This is a genomic window from Paracoccus saliphilus, assembly GCF_028553805.1.
In the GTDB taxonomy this organism is placed as follows: domain Bacteria; phylum Pseudomonadota; class Alphaproteobacteria; order Rhodobacterales; family Rhodobacteraceae; genus Paracoccus; species Paracoccus saliphilus.
Map to the genome: position 1 here is coordinate 870,062 of NZ_CP067140.1, position 20,979 is coordinate 891,040.

General features: G+C 57.9%; 16 protein-coding genes and 1 pseudogene. 12 read left to right on the top strand and 5 right to left on the bottom strand.

The window, feature by feature from the left end; all coding sequences use genetic code 11:
- Positions 1–91: 91 nt before the first annotated feature.
- Genes JHX88_RS04085 through JHX88_RS04100 form a run of 4 tightly spaced genes read left to right on the top strand, consistent with a single transcriptional unit; the run spans position 92 to position 5,747 of the window.
- Positions 92–781 (top strand): TnsA endonuclease N-terminal domain-containing protein, encoded by a 690-nt coding sequence (locus JHX88_RS04085; RefSeq protein ID WP_076527495.1) that lies wholly within the window; start codon positions 92–94, stop codon positions 779–781.
- Positions 778–2,937: a Mu transposase C-terminal domain-containing protein gene (locus tag JHX88_RS04090; protein WP_076527494.1), complete on the top strand. Its 2,160-nt coding sequence runs from the start codon at positions 778–780 to the stop codon at positions 2,935–2,937. Before JHX88_RS04085 ends, JHX88_RS04090 begins: the two co-directional genes overlap by 4 nt.
- Positions 2,930–3,892: an ATP-binding protein gene (locus JHX88_RS04095; RefSeq protein WP_076527653.1), complete on the top strand. Its 963-nt coding sequence runs from the start codon at positions 2,930–2,932 to the stop codon at positions 3,890–3,892. Before JHX88_RS04090 ends, JHX88_RS04095 begins: the two co-directional genes overlap by 8 nt.
- Positions 3,882–5,747: a TniQ family protein gene (locus JHX88_RS04100; protein ID WP_076527492.1), complete on the top strand. Its 1,866-nt coding sequence runs from the start codon at positions 3,882–3,884 to the stop codon at positions 5,745–5,747. Before JHX88_RS04095 ends, JHX88_RS04100 begins: the two co-directional genes overlap by 11 nt.
- Before the next feature lie 188 nt (positions 5,748–5,935).
- Here the strand turns inward: JHX88_RS04100 and JHX88_RS04105 are convergent, their stop codons facing one another.
- Positions 5,936–6,325, bottom strand: coding sequence for a hypothetical protein (locus JHX88_RS04105; RefSeq protein ID WP_076527490.1), 390 nt, complete (start codon positions 6,323–6,325; stop codon positions 5,936–5,938).
- Positions 6,326–6,390: 65 nt separating this feature from the next.
- Here JHX88_RS04105 and JHX88_RS04110 point away from each other — a divergent pair, with 65 nt between their 5' ends.
- From JHX88_RS04110 to JHX88_RS04120, 3 genes are read left to right on the top strand one after another with little or no spacing between them, the layout of a single operon-like run.
- The gene (locus JHX88_RS04110) at positions 6,391–7,962 is read left to right on the top strand and encodes a recombinase family protein (protein WP_076527488.1); all 1,572 of its coding nucleotides are present in this window, start codon (positions 6,391–6,393) and stop codon (positions 7,960–7,962) included.
- Positions 7,959–8,855, top strand: coding sequence for a plasmid partitioning protein RepB C-terminal domain-containing protein (locus tag JHX88_RS04115; RefSeq protein WP_272848183.1), 897 nt, complete (start codon positions 7,959–7,961; stop codon positions 8,853–8,855). Before JHX88_RS04110 ends, JHX88_RS04115 begins: the two co-directional genes overlap by 4 nt.
- Positions 8,852–9,745, top strand: coding sequence for a plasmid partitioning protein RepB C-terminal domain-containing protein (locus JHX88_RS04120; protein WP_076527486.1), 894 nt, complete (start codon positions 8,852–8,854; stop codon positions 9,743–9,745). The genes JHX88_RS04115 and JHX88_RS04120 overlap by 4 nt, the downstream gene beginning before the upstream one ends.
- Positions 9,746–10,327: 582 nt before the next feature.
- Here the strand turns inward: JHX88_RS04120 and JHX88_RS04125 are convergent.
- On the bottom strand, positions 10,328–11,191 hold the full coding sequence (locus JHX88_RS04125; protein WP_272848184.1) for a hypothetical protein: 864 nt from the start codon (positions 11,189–11,191) through the stop codon (positions 10,328–10,330).
- Positions 11,192–11,304: 113 nt separating this feature from the next.
- On the opposite strand from JHX88_RS04125, the gene JHX88_RS04130 reads away from it, so the two are divergent.
- From JHX88_RS04130 to JHX88_RS04140, 3 genes and pseudogenes are all read left to right on the top strand, one after another.
- A protein-coding gene (locus JHX88_RS04130) for an IS5 family transposase (protein WP_272848100.1) occupies positions 11,305–12,062 on the top strand; the annotation gives its coding sequence in 2 pieces (ribosomal slippage) (positions 11,305–11,629 and positions 11,629–12,062; 759 coding nt in all).
- Between the two features lie 124 nt (positions 12,063–12,186).
- The gene (locus tag JHX88_RS04135; RefSeq protein WP_272848116.1) at positions 12,187–13,506 is read left to right on the top strand and encodes an IS701 family transposase; all 1,320 of its coding nucleotides are present in this window, start codon (positions 12,187–12,189) and stop codon (positions 13,504–13,506) included.
- Between the two features lie 43 nt (positions 13,507–13,549).
- Positions 13,550–14,793 (top strand): annotated as a pseudogene (locus JHX88_RS04140) (IS3 family transposase).
- 1,462 nt (positions 14,794–16,255) lie between these two features.
- Here JHX88_RS04140 and JHX88_RS04145 read toward each other — a convergent pair.
- Genes JHX88_RS04145 through JHX88_RS04155 form a run of 3 tightly spaced genes read right to left on the bottom strand, consistent with a single transcriptional unit; the run spans position 16,256 to position 18,748 of the window.
- A complete protein-coding gene (locus JHX88_RS04145) occupies positions 16,256–16,759 on the bottom strand; it encodes a phosphatase PAP2 family protein (protein WP_076525523.1) in 504 nt (167 codons plus the stop codon).
- 23 nt (positions 16,760–16,782) lie between these two features.
- Positions 16,783–17,454 carry an ABC transporter ATP-binding protein gene (locus JHX88_RS04150; protein WP_076525525.1) on the bottom strand — a complete coding sequence of 224 codons (672 nt, stop codon included), beginning with the start codon at positions 17,452–17,454 and terminating at the stop codon, positions 16,783–16,785.
- Entirely contained in the window at positions 17,447–18,748 is a 1,302-nt protein-coding gene (locus tag JHX88_RS04155) for a lipoprotein-releasing ABC transporter permease subunit (RefSeq protein WP_076525527.1), read from the bottom strand. Before JHX88_RS04155 ends, JHX88_RS04150 begins: the two co-directional genes overlap by 8 nt.
- A gap of 135 nt (positions 18,749–18,883) precedes the next feature.
- Between JHX88_RS04155 and radA the strand changes: the two genes are divergently transcribed.
- Both radA and JHX88_RS04165 read left to right on the top strand, forming a co-directional pair.
- A complete protein-coding gene (gene radA / locus JHX88_RS04160; protein WP_076525529.1) occupies positions 18,884–20,248 on the top strand; it encodes a DNA repair protein RadA in 1,365 nt (454 codons plus the stop codon).
- A gap of 41 nt (positions 20,249–20,289) precedes the next feature.
- Positions 20,290–20,889, top strand: a complete 600-nt coding sequence (locus JHX88_RS04165; protein ID WP_076525531.1) for a CvpA family protein — start codon at positions 20,290–20,292, stop codon at positions 20,887–20,889.
- The last annotated feature ends 90 nt before the right edge of the window (positions 20,890–20,979 follow it).

Genomic DNA, 20,979 nt, shown 5'->3' on the forward strand with positions numbered 1-20,979 from the left:
CCTTCGCGGCACAGAATCCCTTTTTGTTCTGACACAGGAGAAGTGCCCATGGGCGAATGGCCATGCATGACCGTTCGCCGGGCCAGACAAGATGAGCCATCCATTCAACCCATCGTTCACGCACCCCTTGCCCAGCAAGGCGACCCGGAAACCGCCGGCCCGGTCACGCGCCAGTTCGCGCGGGCTTCTCCCCGGCCAGACCCCGCACGATCCGCGTCCCCGACTGCGCTATTTCGAGAGCAAACGCGAACAGGATGTTCTTTACCAACTTCTCGCGCGTCCGGATGTCGTAGACATCTGGGACCAGCCACCCCCGGTAGAATATCGGGCCGCCGAGGGCCGGCGCAAGCCGCATACATTCGATTTCCTGATCACGCTTGCTGACGGCCGCCGCATCGCGATTGCCGTCAAGCCCGCGGCCATTGTTGAACGCCATGGCTTTCGTGAAACCCTGAAGCGGATCCGGGCCGCGACCCCGCTCAACTTCGCCGATGAGGTCGTGCTGATAACGGAACAGCGCTACTGCCCTTCCGCCGCACGCAACGCCCAAAAGCTGCACGACTTTCGCCGCACTCCGGATCCCGAAGCCGACCGGATCATTGCAGAACTGACCCGTGACATGTCTGGCCCAACTCCGATTGCCGATCTTGTTCGGCGATCGGGGCTCGGTGGCCGGGCCTTCCGCGCGGCCTTCCGCGCCATCTTCGCCGGCATTCTGCGCGCAGTGGATAGCGGCGACATTCTTCCTTCCACCCGCATTACGCCGGAGGTTGTCCAATGACCCGCCATTTCCGTCTTTCTGAAATCGACTGCCTCGAAATTGCAGGGGCAGAGCACCGGCTGCTGACCAGCGATCGCAGCGGCTCGATCTGGTCGCGGCTCGACGATTCGTCCGTCTGCCTGTCGTTTACCAGCGATGATTTCATGCGGCTGCTGTCACGCCCCGACGTGCGACTCAAACGCGGGGCCTTCTCGGATCAATCCGCGTTTCGTCGATTGCGCTGCGATATCGACTATGTCCAAACCATGCCTCCGGAACAGCGCGCAAAGATATTGTGGCAAGCCACATGTGCCAGAACGTTTCTCGAAGCCGAGGCGCGTGGCGAAACCAATCGCTCCGAACAGGTGGTGGAAAAGATTATACCCATCCTGGAACGCCGCGTGAATGACATCGAGGAAAGCGGTCAGGATGTCGGACGCAATCCGCGCGCGGGTCAGCTGTTCGAGCGACGCCGTTTTCCGTCTACACGCTGGCTGCTGCAATGGGTCAGAATGTATGAGGCTGGCGGTCATAGCCCGTTGGTTTTTCTGCGCAAGCGTCGGCCCGACCTTTCTACCCGAAAGCTGATAGCGGAGGCCGAAGCCGTCCTTGCCGAATGCGTGGTCGGCTATCTTGATCGCAACGAACCCACGCAGCAACAGATCGTCGAGAATGTCTGTGATCGCTTTGCCAAAATCAATCGCGGTCGATCGACCGCAGGCATCGCGCCCTTGCCCGTACCATCGGCCCGGACGGTGCGGCGCCGCATCAAGGCTCTTGATCCGTTTGAGGTCATCGCACAGCGCAAAGGGATCGATGCTGCCCGCCGCAAGTTCGGTTTCTACGAGGACGGACTGAGTGCCGACTATCCATTGCAGCGTATCGAGATGGACGAGTGGCAGATCGACATTTGTTCCCTTTTGGGTGAAAGTGGTGCGCTGGACGGCTGGCCAGGCGAAGATCGGGCAAAATTTGAGGTCGGCAGACGCTGGATCTATGTTGCCCTTGATTGCGCGACACGCTGTGTGCTTGGGTTCCGTATTGTGTCGACGCCGAATGCCGATGATGCAATTCGAACTTTGAACCTGATCATCCAGGACAAAACCCCCATCGCCGAAGCGTCAGGCTGTCAAACATCCTGGGACCAATGCGGCGGTATTGGCGTTCTCGCGACCGACCAGGGCTCAGCCTTCGCCGCCGAGAAGTTCCGGATGGCGGTCGCCGATCTCGGCGCAACCTATGAGGCACCACCTGCCGGGGTCCCAAAACTCCGCGGCCGAATTGAGCGTCTATTCCGTACTTTCGGTCAACAGCTCGCGCCGATGCTGATCGGCCGCACCTTCGGTAACCCAGTGGAACGCGGCGATTATCCATCGGAACAATGGGCGGCTCTGACTGATGACGAATTGGCACAGATCCTTACGCTGTTCATCGTCGATATCTACCACAATTCACCTCATGCCGGCCTCAAGGGAGAGACCCCGGCGAACGCCTGGAAACGGTTGTCGGCCGAGCAGGGGGTAACGCCACCACCCGATGCCAATCATCGCCGTGCCGTGTTTGGTATTCCGCTCAACCGCAAACTCGATCGACATGGGGTGCGAGCCTTCGGGATCAACTATACCTGCTCGCAACTGCAGGAAGCTTTACTACGCGGGGCAAGTGGCGAGATTCCTATTCGGGTAGATCCCGAGGATTTGACGTATATTTCCATCTGCCTCGGCCATGAATGGTTCAGCGCCGAGGCCGTTTCGCATGCCGTATGGGGCCTGTGTCTCAGCGACTGGCTGGAGATGGTGCGCGAGCTGCGGACGCGGTTCCGAGAGGAGGCGGTCCTGTCCGAGCAGATCATTCGGGATACCCGGAAAAAAATCTTTGCGATCGATGCCCGTGCCCGGCAATTGCGCCGCGTACAACCGCCGCATCTCACGGCCGAAGGATTGGACCGGGAGGAACGGCAGCTCTTTACAGGGCTGCGCATTGGTCCCGAGGGTTCGGCCGCGACGGGTGATCTCGAACGGCCAAACGACCGAAACCGGCCCAAACCAGATGATCTTCTTGGCGATGTCATCACCCCGGATGCACCACCCCCTCAACCCATGTCTGGCGGCGCTTCGTTCGGAGAAAATATACGCGAGGTTTCCGATGACGGCGACGAATGGACCTTCGATGACTGAATCTCTGAACATTGGCATCCCGCAGCGCGTTCTCGCGCTGCGATCCATCTTCTCGAGTAATCGGGCCTATCGGCAATTCGAAGAGCGTTTCCGCTACCTGCTGGAGCGACGGCGGGCAGAGATTGCAGCCGGAGTTGTAGCCGAGGCCCGCTGCATCGCACTGATAGGTGCCTCCGGCAGCGGCAAGACCACTGCGGCGCGACACCTGTTCGCGGTGCAGCCGGATCTGGTTCTGGAGGAGCCGGAAACCCCGCGCATGGAGGTCGCGAGCCTGCCGGTGCCAACACCGGCAACCCTGAAATTCGTCGGTCAAACCACGCTTACGGCACTCGGTTTCCCGCTTCGCCGCGAAAGAACCGCCCAAACCATCTGGGATATGGTGAAAGATCACCTCGCCGCCCGCCAAACGCTGTTCTTGCATTACGACGAAGCGCAGGACCTTTCGGCTCATCAGACTCCAAAGGAGCTGACCTCGGTCGTCAACACCCTGAAGTCACTGATGCAGCACCCGGTCTGGCCGGTTGGTCTGATCCTGACCGGTACGGCGGAGTTGAAAACCATCATTAACCACGACGCCCAGTTGGCACGCCGGGTCTACCCGATCGAGTTTCCCCGGCTCGATCTTGTGCTCGATGCCGAGCGCGTCCGGCAATTGCTCTGCCTCTATTCCCGGCGTGCGGATATGACGCCGTGCAATGAAGTCGGCACAACCGAATTTGCCGCACGGCTCATCCATGCCGGGGCGCGGGAGTTCGGGTTGCTGATCGAACTGGTTATCGCCGCATTGGAAGAGGCGATGCTGTCCGGTGCCGAGACTTTGGAAATCCTTCATTTCACGCGGATGTTCGGTAAGCGCGCCGGCTGCATCGACGGCCTCAACCCATTCGTAGCGGGCGATTTCGAACGAATTGACACCCGAAAGTTGCTGAATCACGGAGAGTGCGATGTCCAATAAATATGCGGCGTCGGAAGGCGGGCTTATGCCCTTGGCATTGACGAGACAAATGTTCGAGCGCGAAACGCCCGTCTCCCTTGTTTCCGGGATCGCGCAAAGGAACTTCTATGGATCGGCACGGGATTTCTGCCTTGATCTCGGACTTGACTGGTTCGGGATTATCCGGGGAGAGCAGAAAGAAGTTTCGCGGGTCGCTCAAATCGCCGGGGTGGATAACAGCAACCTTCAAAGATGGACATTTAGAAATGTCGGAAAGTTACGTGTTCGGATTGGGCGAGAGATGGGGACGATCAGGACCGTCTGCCGATCAATTCCGAGGGTTTGTCCAGCATGCATCAGGGCGTCGGTCGATCAGCACGGCTTTAGCGGGGCATTTCTTCGGGCGGATTGGCAGATTGTTTCGATCCGAACATGCGACATCCATCATGTCCCGCTCATTCGGCTACCCTCCAGAAAGCACTCGCAGGAAAACTACGACATTGCGGCAATCATCCGAGAGCGTTTCGATCTGATCACGGGTCATATCGATATACATCGTCAAGAGAGCTCGCTGGAAACTTATTTGCGGACACGTCTTCGCGGTACGCCCCATGCTGGTTTCTGGCCTGACTGCTTCACCCTGCCTGTGGTGGCACGCGCCGCGGAATCTCTCGGTGGCCGCATTCTATATGGTACGCAAGTAAAGTTCACCCATCTGTCCGATGACATGTTGCATGCCGCCGGCGCCAAAGGGTTTGATATATTGTCTGGCGGTGCGGACGCCCTCAAATCATGTCTTGATGATCTGACACGTGAATCGTCCGACAGCCAGAAGTTTCATCGGCGAGACTATGGAATGTTTCTGACATGGCTGTCATCCAGCCGTGCTGCGCCGGAAATGAAACTGCTCAAATCGGTGGTGCGAGATCATATCATCGAGAGTTTTCCGATCAAGTCAGGGGCGATCGTCCTTGGGACGGTGGTCAAACAACCTCGCTTGCTCAGCGTCACTGATGCCGCCAGGGAACTCAGGATGAAGCCTGACCAATTCCTCAGGTTCCAAATGGCGAACGGGGAATCAGTCTCAACTGGGGCGGTTGAACGTCAAGGCGTGCGCGTCGATTTGCTTCCGGCACTCAAGGATCAAATAGATGACCAGATTACGATTAAGGAAGCAATGCGAATCTTGAACTGTTCCTTTGACCTTGTTCAGAAACTTGCCGATTGCCGCATCCTTCCGTTCCACACGCGTGGGGGCAAAGCCCGCTACATCAGCAGAAGAGACGCACACGAACTTCTCCGTGCCGTCGAGGACCTTCCAGCTACCAGGCAACACGGAAATTTCCTCACGGCCGCGCAGGTTCGAGAACGGATTGCATGCAAAGCATCGGAAATATTGACGCTATTCATGCAGGGTGAACTCTCCCCGACCTATCGCGACAAGCGGATCAAGGGGATCAACGCGCTATTGGTGGATCTTGAACAGGTGCGATCCAAAATTACCAACCGGGATCCGAAGTTTATCCTATTCACAGAAGCACTTGGAATCCTTCGGCTTCGAAGTGCGGAGCTTCATTCCCTGGCTTCGATGGGGTATCTGAGAATGACATCGCGCCGGGATCCCGACAGCGGCTGTATGCGCAAGGTCATTGAAGCCGAAACATTGGACAGATTTCGAGCGCGTTTTGCTACGCTTGTTATGCTGGCTGTAGAGCTACATCGACGCTCGCCCCATCTTCGCAAGGACCTTGAAGCGTTGGGCGCACTCCCAGTGTGTTCAGGGAGCGACCTGCCGCAATTCTATGAGCGATCAAAGCTTCCCAACCTGACATTACTGTTCTCACGTTGGAGTAAGACGTCTGCGTCACCTGCGTAGCGAACATCAGCTACGCGACGGGTACAATCGAGGCGCAGAGAGAGAGCTTCACCGTCGGACACGTCGACGGGCAAATAGCGGCAATAGCCGTTGCAAGTAACACCGCGCCTGCTGCGACACGCGCCTGTGAACCTTTTGCTGCGCTCAGTGTGGAAGTGATCAACCCTTGGGATCTCGACCTTTAGGCGTCAGACTGGGCGATGCGTAGTGCCGCGTTCTGATCTTTGCCGCCTGAGGGCTTCGAATGCGCCCATAGCTCTTGCGATCGCTACTTCTGCCGCGTGCAAATCGAAGCCTAATCTCGCTTCCGGATGGCCCGTGAGGTCGAGCATAGCCTCAAATACCGCGTCGCATTCGCGGGCGAGGCACAGGAGATGATAACCGCTAGGGCTTCCTGAACCGTTCATCCAGGTTCTGGCGCTCCGGTCACTGGCGCCCGTCCAACGCATAATTGTCTTCACGGCCACACCAGTTCCACCCAGTTCGCCGCGCAAGGCATTGCTGATCTGCACGATATACTCGGTCTCTGATGGTGCACGCTGCATTCTAGGAAGTTTTCTACCGTTATTGGGAAGCATTCTTCTGCTCCTTTCGGGTTAATGCTGTTCTGTGAATTACGCAGCGCAAGCCACTAGGGCAGGCAATGATCATTAAGTGGAACAACGGCAGTGACGAACTCCCTGCGACCGAGCTGCAGGGCATACCGGCTGCTGAGTATGTCCGCATGTCAACCGAACATCAGCGGTATTCGACCGATAACCAGGCTGCAGCTATTCGTAAATATGCTGACGAACGCGGTTTCCGCATCGTGCGTACCTACGCTGACGAAGGACGGAGTGGCCTCACCACTGGTGGCCGACCCGCTCTGCAGAAACTCTTCGATGACATCGACAACGACCGCGCCGACTATCGCGCCTTGCTTGTCTACGATGTTAGCAGGTTGGGCCGGTGGCAGGATACCGATGAGGCGGCCAGCCACGAGCTCCGTTGCCGGCGTGCTGGCATCTCGGTTCATTACTGTGCCGAGCAGTTCGAGAATGACGGCAGCGTCGGTTCCTCAATTATCAAAACCGTTAAGCGCGCAATGGCAGGCGAGTACAGTCGCGAGTTGTCGGTCAAAGTCTTCGCAGGACAATCGAACCTTATTCGTTTGGGTTTTCGTCAGGGCGGTACCGCGGGTTTTGGGTTGCGACGCCTTCTCGTAGATCAGCATGGCGTGGCCAAAGAGCAGCTTGAACAGGGGCAACAGAAGAGCATTGCCACCGATCGCGTGATCCTCGTTCCCGGCCCTGAGGCCGAGGTGAAAATCGTGCGAGAAATTTACCAACTATTCGTGGAGGGCAGCAAAGAATCGGACATCACGAATCTACTGAATTCTCGTCATATCCTCACCGATTTAGGCCGACCGTGGACACGCGGAACAGTTCATCAGCTTCTGACAAACGAAAAGTATATCGGTAACAATGTTTGGGCGCGGACCTCGTTCAAATTAAAGAATCAACATGTGTCCAACCCCCGTGAGTCTTGGGTTCGCGCGGACGGTGTGTTCACGCCGATTGTCGATCAAGAATTGTTCGATAGGGCGCAGGCGATCATCACAGCGCGTGCACAGCATATGAGTGATGAAGCCATGCTGGAGATCCTGCGAGAAATCTTCGAACGCAACGGAATGTTGTCCGGACTGATCATCGACGAGATCGAGGGAGCGCCTTCAAGCAGCTCTTACCGTACCCGCTTCGGCGGGCTGCTCCGGGCTTACGCTTTGGTCGGGTTCTCACCCGATCGGGATTATCGCTATATCGAGATCAACCGGAACCTGCGCGCACTTCATCCGACGGTGGTTGGGGAAGTTCTTGCCGGTTTGCGCCAGGCAGGGGGAACGGTCACCCAGGATCCGTTAACAGACATCCTGACGATCAATGACGAATTCACCGCCACGATCGTTATTGCCCGGTGTTTTCATACGTCAGCGGGCTCCTTGCGGTGGAAGCTGCGGCTCGACACCGCGTTGAAACCTGATCTGACCGTCGCTGTGCGCATGGATGCGGACAATCATGAACCCCATGATTATTATTTACTACCGAGGTTGGACATGAGAACCGCGCTGCTCAGGCTGAGCGAACACAACGGTTTATCGCTCGACGCGTATCGCTTCGATTCATTGGGTTGTTTTTACGCTATGGCCGCGCGGCAGCCGTTTCCGAGGGCGGCATGATGGGAGCCCGGCCTGCACAGCGCGTCGAGTGGATCCCAATTGAGCGCATCAATGTCCTCAACCCTCGCCTCCGGAATAAGCGAGTATTCAAGGAAATTGTTGATAATATTTCAAAAATCGGGCTAAAACGGCCAATTACCGTGACCCGTCGGATGGAAGCTGGCGGTCCCTATTATGATCTCGTTTGTGGACAAGGACGGCTCGAAGCCTATCAGGCACTTGGCCAGCAGGATGTACCTGCGCTCGTGGTTACTGCGGATGCCGAAGATTGCATGATAGCGAGCCTGGTCGAAAACTGTGCCCGCCGTCAGCACAAGGCAATCGACTTGCTGCGAGATATTGGTGCCATGCGCGAGCGCGGTTATTCGTCAGCTGATATTGCCAGAAAAACCGGCTTGTCGACGGAATATGTCAATGGTGTGGCTCATTTGCTCGAGAAAGGAGAGCAACGCCTCCTGAGTTCGGTGGAAGCCCGAACGATCCCTATTAGCGTGGCAGTGGAAATCGCGGAGGCTGGCGACCACGATGTCCAGCGAGTGTTGCAGGACGCCTATGACAAGGGGCTTCTGCGAGGCAAGCGTTTGTTGGCAGCCAAGAAATTGGTCGAGACTCGTCGTCGTCGGGGCAAGGGGCTTACTGCACAAAAATCTTCTGCAACGAAGCGCTTGTCCACCGCTGCTTTGATGAAGGCTTATCAGGAGGAAGCCGAGCGCAAGCGCGACATGATCCGGCGAGCCAACGCTGCCCGCGACAGGTTGGTTCTGATCATCGAAGCCTTCAGGCGGCTTTCACATGACGAGACCTTCATAGGAATACTTGAGGATGAAGGGCTTGCGATCATGCCTGAGCGCATCGCCACACGTTTGGCGGAGGCCCGGGAGACACGGATATGACAAGGAAACAATCCGCACCTCAGGTGAAAATCGGCTTCGAGGAAACCAGCCTGCGGATATCGATTGATGCCATACTCCCGCTGCACGAAATCTCTGAGAGAGTTCGAAAGTCGGTCAAATATAGTCAAATCGCCGCGTCGATTGCGGAGGTCGGCATCATCGAGCCCCCAGTTATCGTTCGTGACCGTGATGATAGGGATCGGTTCCATCTCCTCGATGGTCATTTACGTATCGACATCCTTAAAAATCGCGGTGAAGCTGAGGTTGTCTGCCTGATTGCACTTGATGATGAAGCTTTTACTTACAACAAGCGTGTCAGCCGGATCGCGATCATCCAAGAGCATAAGATGATTTTGAACGCGATCCGCAAGGGAGTTTCCGAGGAACGTCTGGCGCGAGCGCTTAATGTCAATATCGCGAATATCCGCATGAAGCGGAACCTGCTTGTTGGTATTTGTCCCGAAGCAGCCGAGCTTCTACGTGATAAACACGTCCCGATTACTGTGTTCACGGAACTGCGCTACCTGAAGCCCATGCGGCAGATAGAGGCGGCGCAATCGATGATTACGATGAATCGCTACTCTACAGGCTATGCCCGCTCTCTGGTTGCATCGACACCAGAGGACCAGTTGGTTGAAGGTCGCGAGCGACGCCCGCGCGGTTTGACGGAGGAGCAAATCGCGGTAATGCAGCGCGAATCGGAAAATCTAGACCGAGAGTTCAAATTGGTCGAGCAGAGCTATGGCGCAGATCAGCTCGACCTGGTTCAGGCTGTTGGTTATGTGAACCATTTGCTGGGAAACGCTCGCATCGTCAGGCATCTTGCGCAGCATCATGCTGATATCCTCACCGAATTACAGAAGATTGTAGACATGTTGGAGGCCGCATGAGGTGGCCAGAAGTGCCATCTTATTCTCTGAATAGGGAAATTACTCTGCACTTTGTTGGCCCGGTTTTCATGTGTCAGGATTACCGGAAACCCCGCAGCGGCAGCCCATTCCGTGTTTCGCCCTGGCGGTAGCTGACGGCACATAGGCCTCAAGACGGATCAGCTTCTACCACTATATCAGCTCGATACGGGCCAGAAAAGACAGGCGGCTTAACTCTGCCTTGTCATGCGCTTCGCTATCGGCTTTGCGGGATGGCGAAGGAAACTTTTCTTGGCGAGAAAGGAAGAAATAGTGCGCAAAGCCTCGGCTAACCATTTGATTTTTCGTGTTTTGTGAGGGCGAATTAGGTGGCAATTCACAATTTGGAAAGAGGCAGATAGTTCTGCCCTTTTTATCGGTGATTTTGCCTCAATCGCATCTGCATATGATAGCCAATACATTGATATTTCGACTGTTCTATGTGATTCGCGCTACCTAGGGCCAAGAGGTCGTGCCTCTTGGGGCGGAAACCGGAAGTTCGCTGCAAGTGCTGCTTTCAAAAGATAGACTTGGCAAAGCGGCCGTTTGGTTCACGGAACCCGTTTACATAGTATCAGACGGTTTCTCGGAGATGTCGCGCGTCACTGCGGCCACCATCTTACCGTCAGCGAGTCCCTCATTTACTGCCGCACACTTCTCTCCCACGCGCGCCACGAGTTCCTCGAAGTTCACCGCTTTGCCAGCGACGGTCTTACGAAAGGCGCTTCTTTTGACCTTCTTGGTCTTGTCTTTCTCGAGCTTTCTTGGACGAGCTGCATTTACAAGAACATAGATACCTGTGTGGGACGAAGGCTCAAACAGATACTGCTTCGAAAGCTGTTCACCCGGAGTGTTGACCAGCTCATCCCCAGTCCAATGCTTCATATCGGCAAGCTTAATTTCGACCGACACCTTCCCTAAAGCATCAACTCTTGAGTGCATCCTGAGATCAGGCCGCTTCTCACCCGCAACTTCTTGCTCCCTGACAACGGTGTAGTAGCGTTCCCCCACGTCTCTCAGGCGGGCGGCAAGCCAATTTCTTAAATCGCCTTCTTTCGCTTCGCCCCGCCGGAAGAAGGCGCTTTCATCATCGTCGGAAGTATGCAGCCGCTCGAGGAGCGTCTCTAGATGCGTTTGGCAGAGCTTCCTGAACTCTTCCACAGTCGATGGTGGCTTGGACTGATCGTTGAGAAACTGAATTGCTTCATCAGGTAAGATTTCCGGCCTTCTCCCCGCTCCTCGCTTCATCAACTCGATCTGATACAAGAAAGTGTCTCGGTAGCTCGAAAGTACCTTTGACTTTGCAAGTCTTTCAAATGCACTGACAACATCGGGTGTTTGAATCGCCGCCAACATATTGATGTAGTTTCGCCTGTTGCTCTCCGCGTGGTCCTCTTTGCCCGGCGAGTAGACAGTCTCGTGCTTCACATCCTTCTCAGGCGGCCATGCCAAGTATGATGCCTGAACCAGCCACTCTAGGCTCAGGACCCATTGATTGACTTTTGGGTTTGTGATTCATCGCCAGAAAAAAGAGCGGTGACATGAGCAATCTCTTCTGGCTGACTGACGCGCAGATGGCGCGCCTCGAACCTTACTTCCCGAAGTCGCATGGTCGCCCCCGGGTGGATGACCGACGTGTTCTGAGCGGGATAATATTCATTAATCGCAACGGCTTGCGGTGGTGCGATGCACCGAAGGAATATGGCCCGGCGAAGACACTCTACAATCGCTGGAAACGTTGGAGCGACCGCGGGGTCTTTGCGAGGATCATGATGGGCTTGGCCGCCGAAAGCACGGACCACAAGACGATCATGATCGACGCGACATATCTGAAAGCGCACCGCACGGCCTCGAGCCTGCAGGTTAAAAAGGGGGGCGAAACCGCCAGATCGGGCGCACAAAAGGCGGCATGAACACCAAGCTGCATGCGGTCACAGATGCGAAGGGCCGCCCGATCCGGTTCTTCATGTCGGCGGGACAGGTGAGCGATTATACCGGCGCGGCGGCCCTGTTGGACGGCTTGCCGAAGGCGGATTGGCTCCTGGGGGACCGGGGATACGATGCCGGCTGGCTGCGAGAAGCATTGAAAGACAAGGGGATAAAGGTTTGCATCCCGGGTCGAAAGTCCCGCAAGAAGCCGGTGAAATACGACAAGCGGCGATACAAACGCCGCAATCGGATTGAGATCATGTTTGGTCGGCTGAAGGATTGGCGGCGAGTCGCAACCCGATATGACCGCTGCCCGGAGACCTTCCTCTCCGCCATCGCACTTGCCGCGACGATCCTATTTTGGCTCTGAAACGCAATGAGTCTGGAGCCTAGCACTACTTTGGCAGATTTTTGCTGATACGACAATCTCCGGATTCACGGGAGGTGTTTTGGGTGATTCATAGGGAGCCAGCTTTGAGGGAGGCTGGCGGATTATGGAGAACTGGCGGGACGATCTGGAGACATGGCTGGCACCGTTTATTGCGGGGCTTGGGCACAAGACGCGGGGGCGGATGTGTCCGGCCTATGTTGCCGGGTTGATCGGCCCGGGTGATCGCAAGAGCGTGCAGCCGATGGCCGAGCGGGACAGGGCGGTCAGCTATGACCAACTGCATCATTTCATCGCCGACGGGGTCTGGGACAGCGCGCCGCTGGAAGCGGCCTTGCTGGCCGAGGCCGACAGGCTGGTTGGCGGCGCGGAGGCCTTTCTGGTCATCGATGATACCTGTCTGCCGAAGAAGGGCGAACGCTCGGTTGGGGTTGCGCCACAATATGCCTCCTCGCTGGGCAAGACCGCGAATTGCCAGTCGCTGGTCTCGGTAACACTGGCGTCGCGCGAGGTGCCGGTGGCGGTGGGGTTGCGGCTGTTTCTACCGGAAGTCTGGACCGACGATCCCGACCGCATGGCCCGAGCCCGGGTGCCGGAATATCGGCGAGCGGCCCTGAGTAAACCTGAGATTGCCATCGAGGAGATTGACCGGGTGAGGGATGCGGGCGTCCGCTTCGGCTGTGTGCTGGCCGATGCGGGTTACGGATCGGGCGGGCCTTTCCGCCAGTCTCTGAGCGAGCGCGGCCTTGCATGGGCGGTCGGCCTGTCGCGGCGCCAGAACGTCTATCCGGCGGATGTCGGGCTGGTCTTTCCCGAGGTGGGACGCGGTCGCCGCCGCAAATATCACCTCCCCGACCGCGTGGCCGTTTCCGCTGAACAGATGCTGAAGGACGAGAAATGGCGGAAGGTCAGCTGGAGGCGTGGGACCAAAGGCAGGTTGAATTGCCAGTTCGCCGCAATCCGTGTCCGCATCGCCGATGGCTATCGGCATCGCATGGCGGATGGCCGTGTGCAGGCTATGCCTGGTGACGAGGAGGTTTGGCTGATCGGTGAACGCCGTGCGACCGGCGAACGGAAATATTACGCCTCGAACCTGCCAGCCGACACCTGCCTCAAGACGCTCGCCGCTACCGTCAAGGCCCGATGGATCTGCGAACAGGCGCATCAACAACTCAAGGAAGAGCTTGGTCTCGATCATTTCGAGGGGCGGTCCTGGACGGGTCTTCACCGACACGCACTGATGACGATGATCGCCTACGCCTTCCTCCAATCCCGCCGCCTCAAGGCTGCGGGACGGGGGAAAAAGAGTCCCGGGACCACCCCCACAACCAACCATGCCAGCCGTCAGGCAAGCAATCCTCGATATCCTGGAGCGTCCACCGCCTATTCGATGCCCTCATTGCGAAAGGCGTATCGCAGCGGGTGAGAAAAATCTGCCAAAGTAGTGCTAGGAAAACGGAGGATCAGAAATGGCGAACAAGCGTCACAAACCCGAAGAAATTGTCACGAAGTTGCGGCAAGTTGAGGTCTTGGTCGGCCAAGGAATGTCGCGTGTCGATGCGATCCGTGAAGTTCGCGTTACCGAACAGACCTATTACCGTTGGCGCAAGCAATATGGCGGTATGGGAAGCGACCAACTGAAAGAACTCAAGCGACTTCAGAATTGAGCCTGTGAACGCCACCGGTTCGAGAGAGCAGGCGAACAATGAACGGCTGAGAAGGGCTGTGTCGGAGCTGACGTTGGACAAGCTGATCTTGGGGGAATGAGGCATGGAATGCCACTGGTTCGAATGACATGCCGAATGCCAAGGGAAACTTCTGAGCCCCGCTCGCCGTCGCGCCTGCATCGATCATGTGCGCAGCCAGATGAAGGTTTCCGAGCGTCGTGTGTGTCGTGTGCTGGGCCAACATCGCTCCACCCAAAGATATCCACCGCAAGGACGTGCCGACGAAGAGCGGCTGGTCGCAGACATGATCGAACTGGCCCGTCAATATGGCAGCTCAGGCTATCGTCGGATCGCAGCTCTGCTGAGAGAAGCTGGATGGCAGGTGAACGATAAACGCGTCGAAAGGCTGTGGCGGCGAGACTGAGGAGGATCAGGAAACAGTCCGGGGGACTGTTTGCCCGACGAAGCTTAAAGTGCCAATGAAACAACCGAAGAAAGGCCGGCTCTGGCTGAACGACGGATCATGCATCCGGCTCCGGCCGGAATATCGTGATCATGTCTGGTCCTATGATTTCGTTCATGGCCGCACCGATGATGGCAAGGTGTTCCGGACATTGAACATCCTGGATGAACACAGCCGGGAATGCCTGGCGATCAGGGTCAAGCGCAAGCTGAGTTCGAATGACGTGATCGATGCCTTGAGCGACCTGTTCATCATGCGGGGCGTGCCGGGGTTCATTCGCTCCGACAACGGCCCCGAGTTCGTGGCCCAGGCTGTTCAGGACTGGATCAAGGCTGTCGGTGCCAGAACGGCCTATATCGAGCCAGGTTCACCTTGGGAGAACGGCTATTGCGAGAGCTTCAATGCCCGGTTCAGGGATGAACTGCTCGACGGCGAGATCTTTTACAGCTTGCGAGAAGCACAAATCCTGATCGAACAATGGAGAAAACACTACAACACGAAACGACCGCATAGTGCTCTGGGCTATCGCCCGCCGGCACCGGAAACCATCGTATCGATAGACCCGAGCCTGCTCATGCACTAACAATCAAACCGGACCAATCAGATGGGGCGGGCCAGTCCGTACCGTGCACAGTCTCATTGCTGCCGGCATTCTTCGTTCGGTCCTGGTGTGGGAATACTGGAGCAATAGGGAACGAACCTACGTTTGCACTCAATCTCTGAAGAATGTCCGTTCGAAGTATATTGCCCTTGTAACACTTGCCAATCAATCTGGGCGATCTCAGTCAGAAGAGGCTGCCTTTCAGCGAAAACACGGCGCTCAGCCATTAGTTCTCGGCAAGCGACGAAACGTGGTGTTTCCGCGAAACCAAGTCGCTTAATGCCGATGAAAACGAAGTATGCTGGCGCCAGATCGGCATATTTCTCCCCCGTCATTTGATTTCAATGTATTATTCGTGCGTTGAGGACAAGTCTTGTGAGCGTCCGGCGATTAGGTGTTTCAAGCCTCCAATGGTCTGCTCTCAATCCGCCACCCCATGCTATGCGCTCAATATGTTCTCGCTTCGTTTCCATTCTTGTTTTGTCAGGACATTTCCTTGAAGGTTGATAGCAAAAAAGGCCCGCTGCCTAATGGCAACGAGCCTTCTAACTCTTTTGACCATGAGGGAAGGTGCAAGCACCCGCGAACCTCAAAGCCTTGTGCATCCTATCTGCGTCGCTTTGCTCGGTCTGTCAAGATTTCCTTAGCAGACCGACAGTGTATCGTTTGCGTGAAGCAGGTTTCTTGAAACCACCCACGAAGCGCAAGAGTCCGAGGATTCGCTATGGAAAATACAGCTGCAGGACATCTTTTGAGGAATTTCAGGCCTCGCACATTTCCCCGAACGAATTGGCTGAACTGTCCGGGCGATCGAGCGACGATGAATTCAATCATCAACTGAGCAATGGTGCGATACCACTTCCGTTAGGTTTGCGGAACATCATGATGCTTCGGCGTTCCAACGTCGTCTGATCTGACCTTGATATCTGATAGAGCCGGCGTAATGTCAGCTTTTGTCATGCTCGGAAGGAGGCAAGGCTTTTTGATAAAAAAGGCAGAACCAACGCTCGATGTGACAAAGCCGCAATTGATTTCATTGTGTTATTTCGTGTGCCGAGGGCAAATCTTTGTGGTGCTTCCAAATATTATCCAGATATATCAATGAATTACGGGTTGACGGTTTTTGAGTCCGGAACACTTTTCCTGACCATTTGTCCGGCCCAGCTGAGACTCCACGACTCACTCTTAGCCCTCGATTGATCGGCATCAAGCACCTAGTTCACGAAGTTTGGTTCTCAGCAATTTTTCTCTCACACCATCACCCGAAATCTTATTGGACGATCCTGATCCGTTGGAATCCAGACGGGCGTTGCGTCTTAGGCTCCAGACCCATTGATTTTGGTTGTTCGACGTGATTCAGGTTCTGCAAGGAGATTGCTCATGTCACCGCTCATTTGTCTGGCGATGAATCGCAAACCCAAAAGCCAATCAATGGGTCCTGAGCCTAGAACCGCATGCCGATGCTGAACTCGGCGCCTTCGCCGCCGATTCCGAAACTTGCGGCACCAAAACTGAAGCCGATCAGAGCACCGGTCATGGCTTGTTGTGCCGTATGCTCTCCGGCATGAACCCGACTTGCTGCGGCCAGTCCGGCTGCGCCATAGGCGGCTGCGCCTGCTAGGGGCTCGTCATCGAAGCATTTTCCGGCCAAATCCGCTGCGCCGAAACTCGCGGACGAGGCATGGCCCGAGGGAAAGCCGCTGCCTTCGCCCGACGGTCGTCGCGAAATCGGGCTGCCATCCGTCCATGATTTCAGCGCTACCACCACCGCCACATGCAAGAGCCCGCGAACCGCGAAATCTTCCAGCCGGTCGTCGCGCGCTGCGCAGACCGCCGCCACGGCAGGCAAGCCGTATTTCATCGCGGTGCCGAAATCCTCGAAGGGATCGGCTGCGGCGGGCAGGGCCGCCGTGCCGCAAAGCCCGGCCAGAACCATCGCCTTCATCATTGTGCCCCTTGCCTCTCCACCGGTCAGGAGCCCGTTCCGGTGAGCCCGATCACCCGGTCCATCCGCTCGGCCAGCGCGTGGTTATGCGTGGCGATCAGGGCCGACAGCCCGGTTTCGCGCACCAGCGTCATCAGCACCTCGAAGACGCGGTCAGAGGTCTCGGGATCGAGATTGCCGGTGGGTTCATCCGCCAGCAGCAGGGCAGGGGTATTCGCCAACGCCCGGCAAAAGGCCACCCGCTGCTGTTCGCCGCCCGACAATTGCGCGGGCCGGTGATCGGCGCGATGGGCCAGCCCGACCCGATCCAGCAAATCCGTGGTCCGTTCCGCTGCTGCCCGCTGGCTGGTGGCATTGGCAAGCTGCGGCAGGATGATGTTCTCGGCGGCGCTGAACTCGGGCAGAAGATGATGAAACTGATAGATGAATCCCAGTTCCTGCCGTCGCGCTTCCGTTCGGGCACGGTCGCCCAGCCCGGTGAGGTCACGGCCGTTCAACAACACTCGTCCGGAATCCGGTGTGTCCAACAGCCCGGCGATATGCAGCAGCGTCGATTTGCCCGCACCTGAAGGGGCGACAAGGGCGACCACCTCGCCACGGGCAACGCTCAGATCCAGCCCGTGCAGCACCTCGACCGGAGCGGGGCCGTCCTTGCCGTAGGTTTTCGAGACGCCTTCCAGCCGCAGGACTTCACTCATAACGCAATGCCTCCACCGGGTTCATCCGCGCCGCCCTGCGCGCCGGGAAAATCGTGACGATGAAGGACAGTGTCAACGACAGGGCCACGGCGCGGAAAATATCCCATGCCCGTAATTCGGCCGGCAGGCGATAGATGCCCCGGACTTCCGGCTGCCACGCCCCGCCATTGGTCAGGGCGTTCAGCCCCGCCATGATGCTATCCACGTTGAGCGCCAGGGCTACGCCAAGGATCACACCGGCAAATGTCCCGATGATTCCCGTGAAGGCCCCGCAGAGGAAGAAGACACGCAACACCGATCCCTCGGTCAGGCCCATGGTCCGCAGGATTCCGATATCGCCGCCCTTGTTCTTGACCAGCATGATCAGGCCAGAGGTGATGTTCATCGAAGCGATCAGCACAAGGACCGAAAGGATCACGAACATCACGTCGTCCTCCATGTCCAGCGCCGACAGGAAACTGCCCGAGGCATCGCGCCAGTTCCAAACCTGCGTGCCGTCCCCCGCTGCTTGCAACAGCGGCAGCGTCCAGTCATCCACCTTTTCGGGATCGCTGACGAAAACCTCTATCTCGTCGGCCACGTTCTCTCGGTTGAAATAATCCTGCGCCTCGGCTAGCGGCATGTAGATCCGCGTGCGGTCTATGTCATAGCGTCCGGCACTGAAGACATAGGTCACCTCGTAGGATTTCACCCGAGGGGTCGTGCCGACCGGGGTCTTGGCCCCTTCCGGTGCGATCAGCTTGATCTTGTCGCCGATATTAAGGTTAAGTTCGCGCTGGATTCCGGCGCCAATGGCAACGCCCTTGTCGAAATCCTCGACATTGCCCTGCGAGGTCTGGGGATCGACGATCCTCGGCATCGCCTTGAGCGCATCCAGCGACACCCCGAAGACCTCGGCCACGTTCGAGGAATCGTTTGCCGTCGCCATGACCTGCCCACGCACGATCGGGGCGGTCCGCTCGACCCCCGGCAATTCGGCCAGCTTCGTGGCCATGGCGTCGTAATCCTGGATTCGGCCGGGGACGACATAGACATCCTCGGTCAACTCGTTCTCGACCCGCTGCGGCGCCATGTAGACGGTGGTATGCGCGTTCGCCCCAAGAATAGTGTCCACGAATTCGGCCCGGAACCCGGCCCGCACCGAGAGCGTCGCGATCAGCGCCATGACGCCAAGGGCGATGCCAATCAGGCTGATCCATGTCATGACGCTGACACCGCCCTCTGCGCGGCGTGCGCGCAGGTATCGCCAGGCGATCATGAATTCGTACCGGGAAAAGGGCGCGGGGCTGGACATGCGTGAAGCCTCTGAAATTGCGCGCAGACCCTGACCGCACCGCCGGGAAAGATCAAGCCGACAATGCCGTGAGGTCTTCTTCTTTGCTCAAATACCTATATTGCGGCACCCGACATCTGGTGCGACAAGCGGTGCATGGCAAAACCCGTCTCCAGCTTCACCTGCACCGCCTGCGGCACCGCCCACAAGAAATGGGCCGGGCGCTGCGATGCCTGTGGTGCGTGGAACACCATCGCCGAGGAGGCGCCGTTGTCGCAAGGGCCGGGCCGAAGTCTCGGGGCCGCCAAGGGGCGTGCCGTTCCCCTGTCGGGGCTTGCCACGGAGGAGGCGCCTCCGCCGCGCGGTCATTCGGGGCTGGCCGAACTGGACCGCGTGTTGGGCGGCGGGCTGGTGCCGGGATCGGCGGTTCTGGTCGGTGGCGATCCGGGGATCGGCAAATCGACATTGCTTCTGCAAGGCGCCGCGGCCTTTGCGCGGGCCGGGCTTAATGCCGTCTATATAAGTGGCGAAGAGGCCAGCGCGCAGGTGCGGATGCGTGCCGGTCGCCTTGGCCTGACTGACTCGCCGGTGCGCTTGGGTGCCGAGACCAATCTGCGCAATATTCTCACCACGCTGGATCGCGAGAAACCCGACCTGGCGATCATCGATTCGGTTCAGACGCTCTGGGCCGACCATGTCGAGGCGGCGCCCGGTAGCGTGGCGCAGGTCCGCGCCGCCGCACATGAGCTGGTCACCTTTGCAAAGCGGAGTGGCGTGGCCATCGTCATCGTCGGCCATGTCACCAAGGATGGCCAGATCGCCGGTCCCCGCGTTGTCGAGCATATGGTCGATACCGTCCTGTATTTCGAAGGCGAGCGCGGTCACCAGTTCCGCATCCTGCGCAGCGTCAAGAACCGTTTCGGTCCCGCGGACGAGATCGGCGTGTTCGAGATGACCGGGGCGGGGCTGGCCGAGGTCGCCAACCCTTCGGCGCTGTTCCTGTCCGAACGCGGCCAGCCGGTGCCCGGCAGCGCCGTTTTCGCCGGGATCGAGGGCACCCGCCCGGTGCTGACCGAGGTGCAAGCATTGGTGGCCCCCTCGACGCTGGCCTCGCCGCGCCGCACCGTGGTCGGGCTCGATTCGGGGCGCGTTTCGACCATCATTGCCGTGCTCGAGGCGCGCTGCGGCATCCCCTTCACGGGGTTGGACGTTTTCCTGAATGTCGCGGGCGGAATGCGCGTCAACGAACCCGCCGCCGATCTTGCCATCGCGGGGGCGCTGTTGTCCGCGAGAGAGGACAGCGCTCTTCCACCGGAGGCAGTGCTTTTCGGTGAAATCAGCCTGTCCGGGGCGCTTCGACCGGTCGCTCAGGCGGAAAACAGGTTGAAAGAGGCGCAAAAACTTGGTTTTTCACAAGCGATTTTACCCGAAGGCCAGAAGGTCGAGGGCTTGGGCGGCATGGGCCTCAGGCGTATTGCCGATTTGACAGGATTTGTGGGCGAGGTTTTCGGCGCCGGCTGAACCGCCTGAAATGCAACGATATCCGGCGCAGGGGCAATGCTATGGACGGTTTCACGATAATCGATGCGGTGGTGGCCGTGGTCATCATCCTCTCTGCGATTCTGGCATGGTCGCGGGGATTCGTGCGCGAATCGCTTGCCATCCTCGGCTGGATCGCCGCAGCGGTGCTGGCCTTCATTTTCGCCGCGACCGTGCGCCCGATGATCGCACAGCTTCCGGTGCTAGAACGTTTTCTCGGCGATAGTTGCGAACTGGCAACGATCGCCGGATTCGCGGTGGTGTTCGCGCTTGCACTGGTGGTTTTCTCGATTGTCACGCCGCTGTTTTCCTCGGTTGTGCAGCGATCGGCCCTTGGCGGCATCGACCAAGGCATGGGCTTCCTGTTCGGCGCGGCTCGCGGCATCCTGATCGTCGCAATCGCGTTCATCGTTTATGACCGCGTTATGACAAGTTCGCAGGTCGCCATGGTCGACAATTCCCGCTCGGCCCAGGTGTTCGAGCGGTTGCGTGGAGAGATGGACGAGCAGATCCCCGACGACGCGCCCGGCTGGATCGTTCGCCGCTACGAGCAGCTGGTCGATGGCTGCACTTCGACCGGCGAAGCGGTCGATGCGGAACAGACGCCGCCTGCCGCGAACTGATCCGGGTATCGATTCGGTGACATTCATGACGAAATGATGAAGGAAATCCGCCCTCGCAGCCACGCGGGGGCGTGACTTTTGATGTCCGCC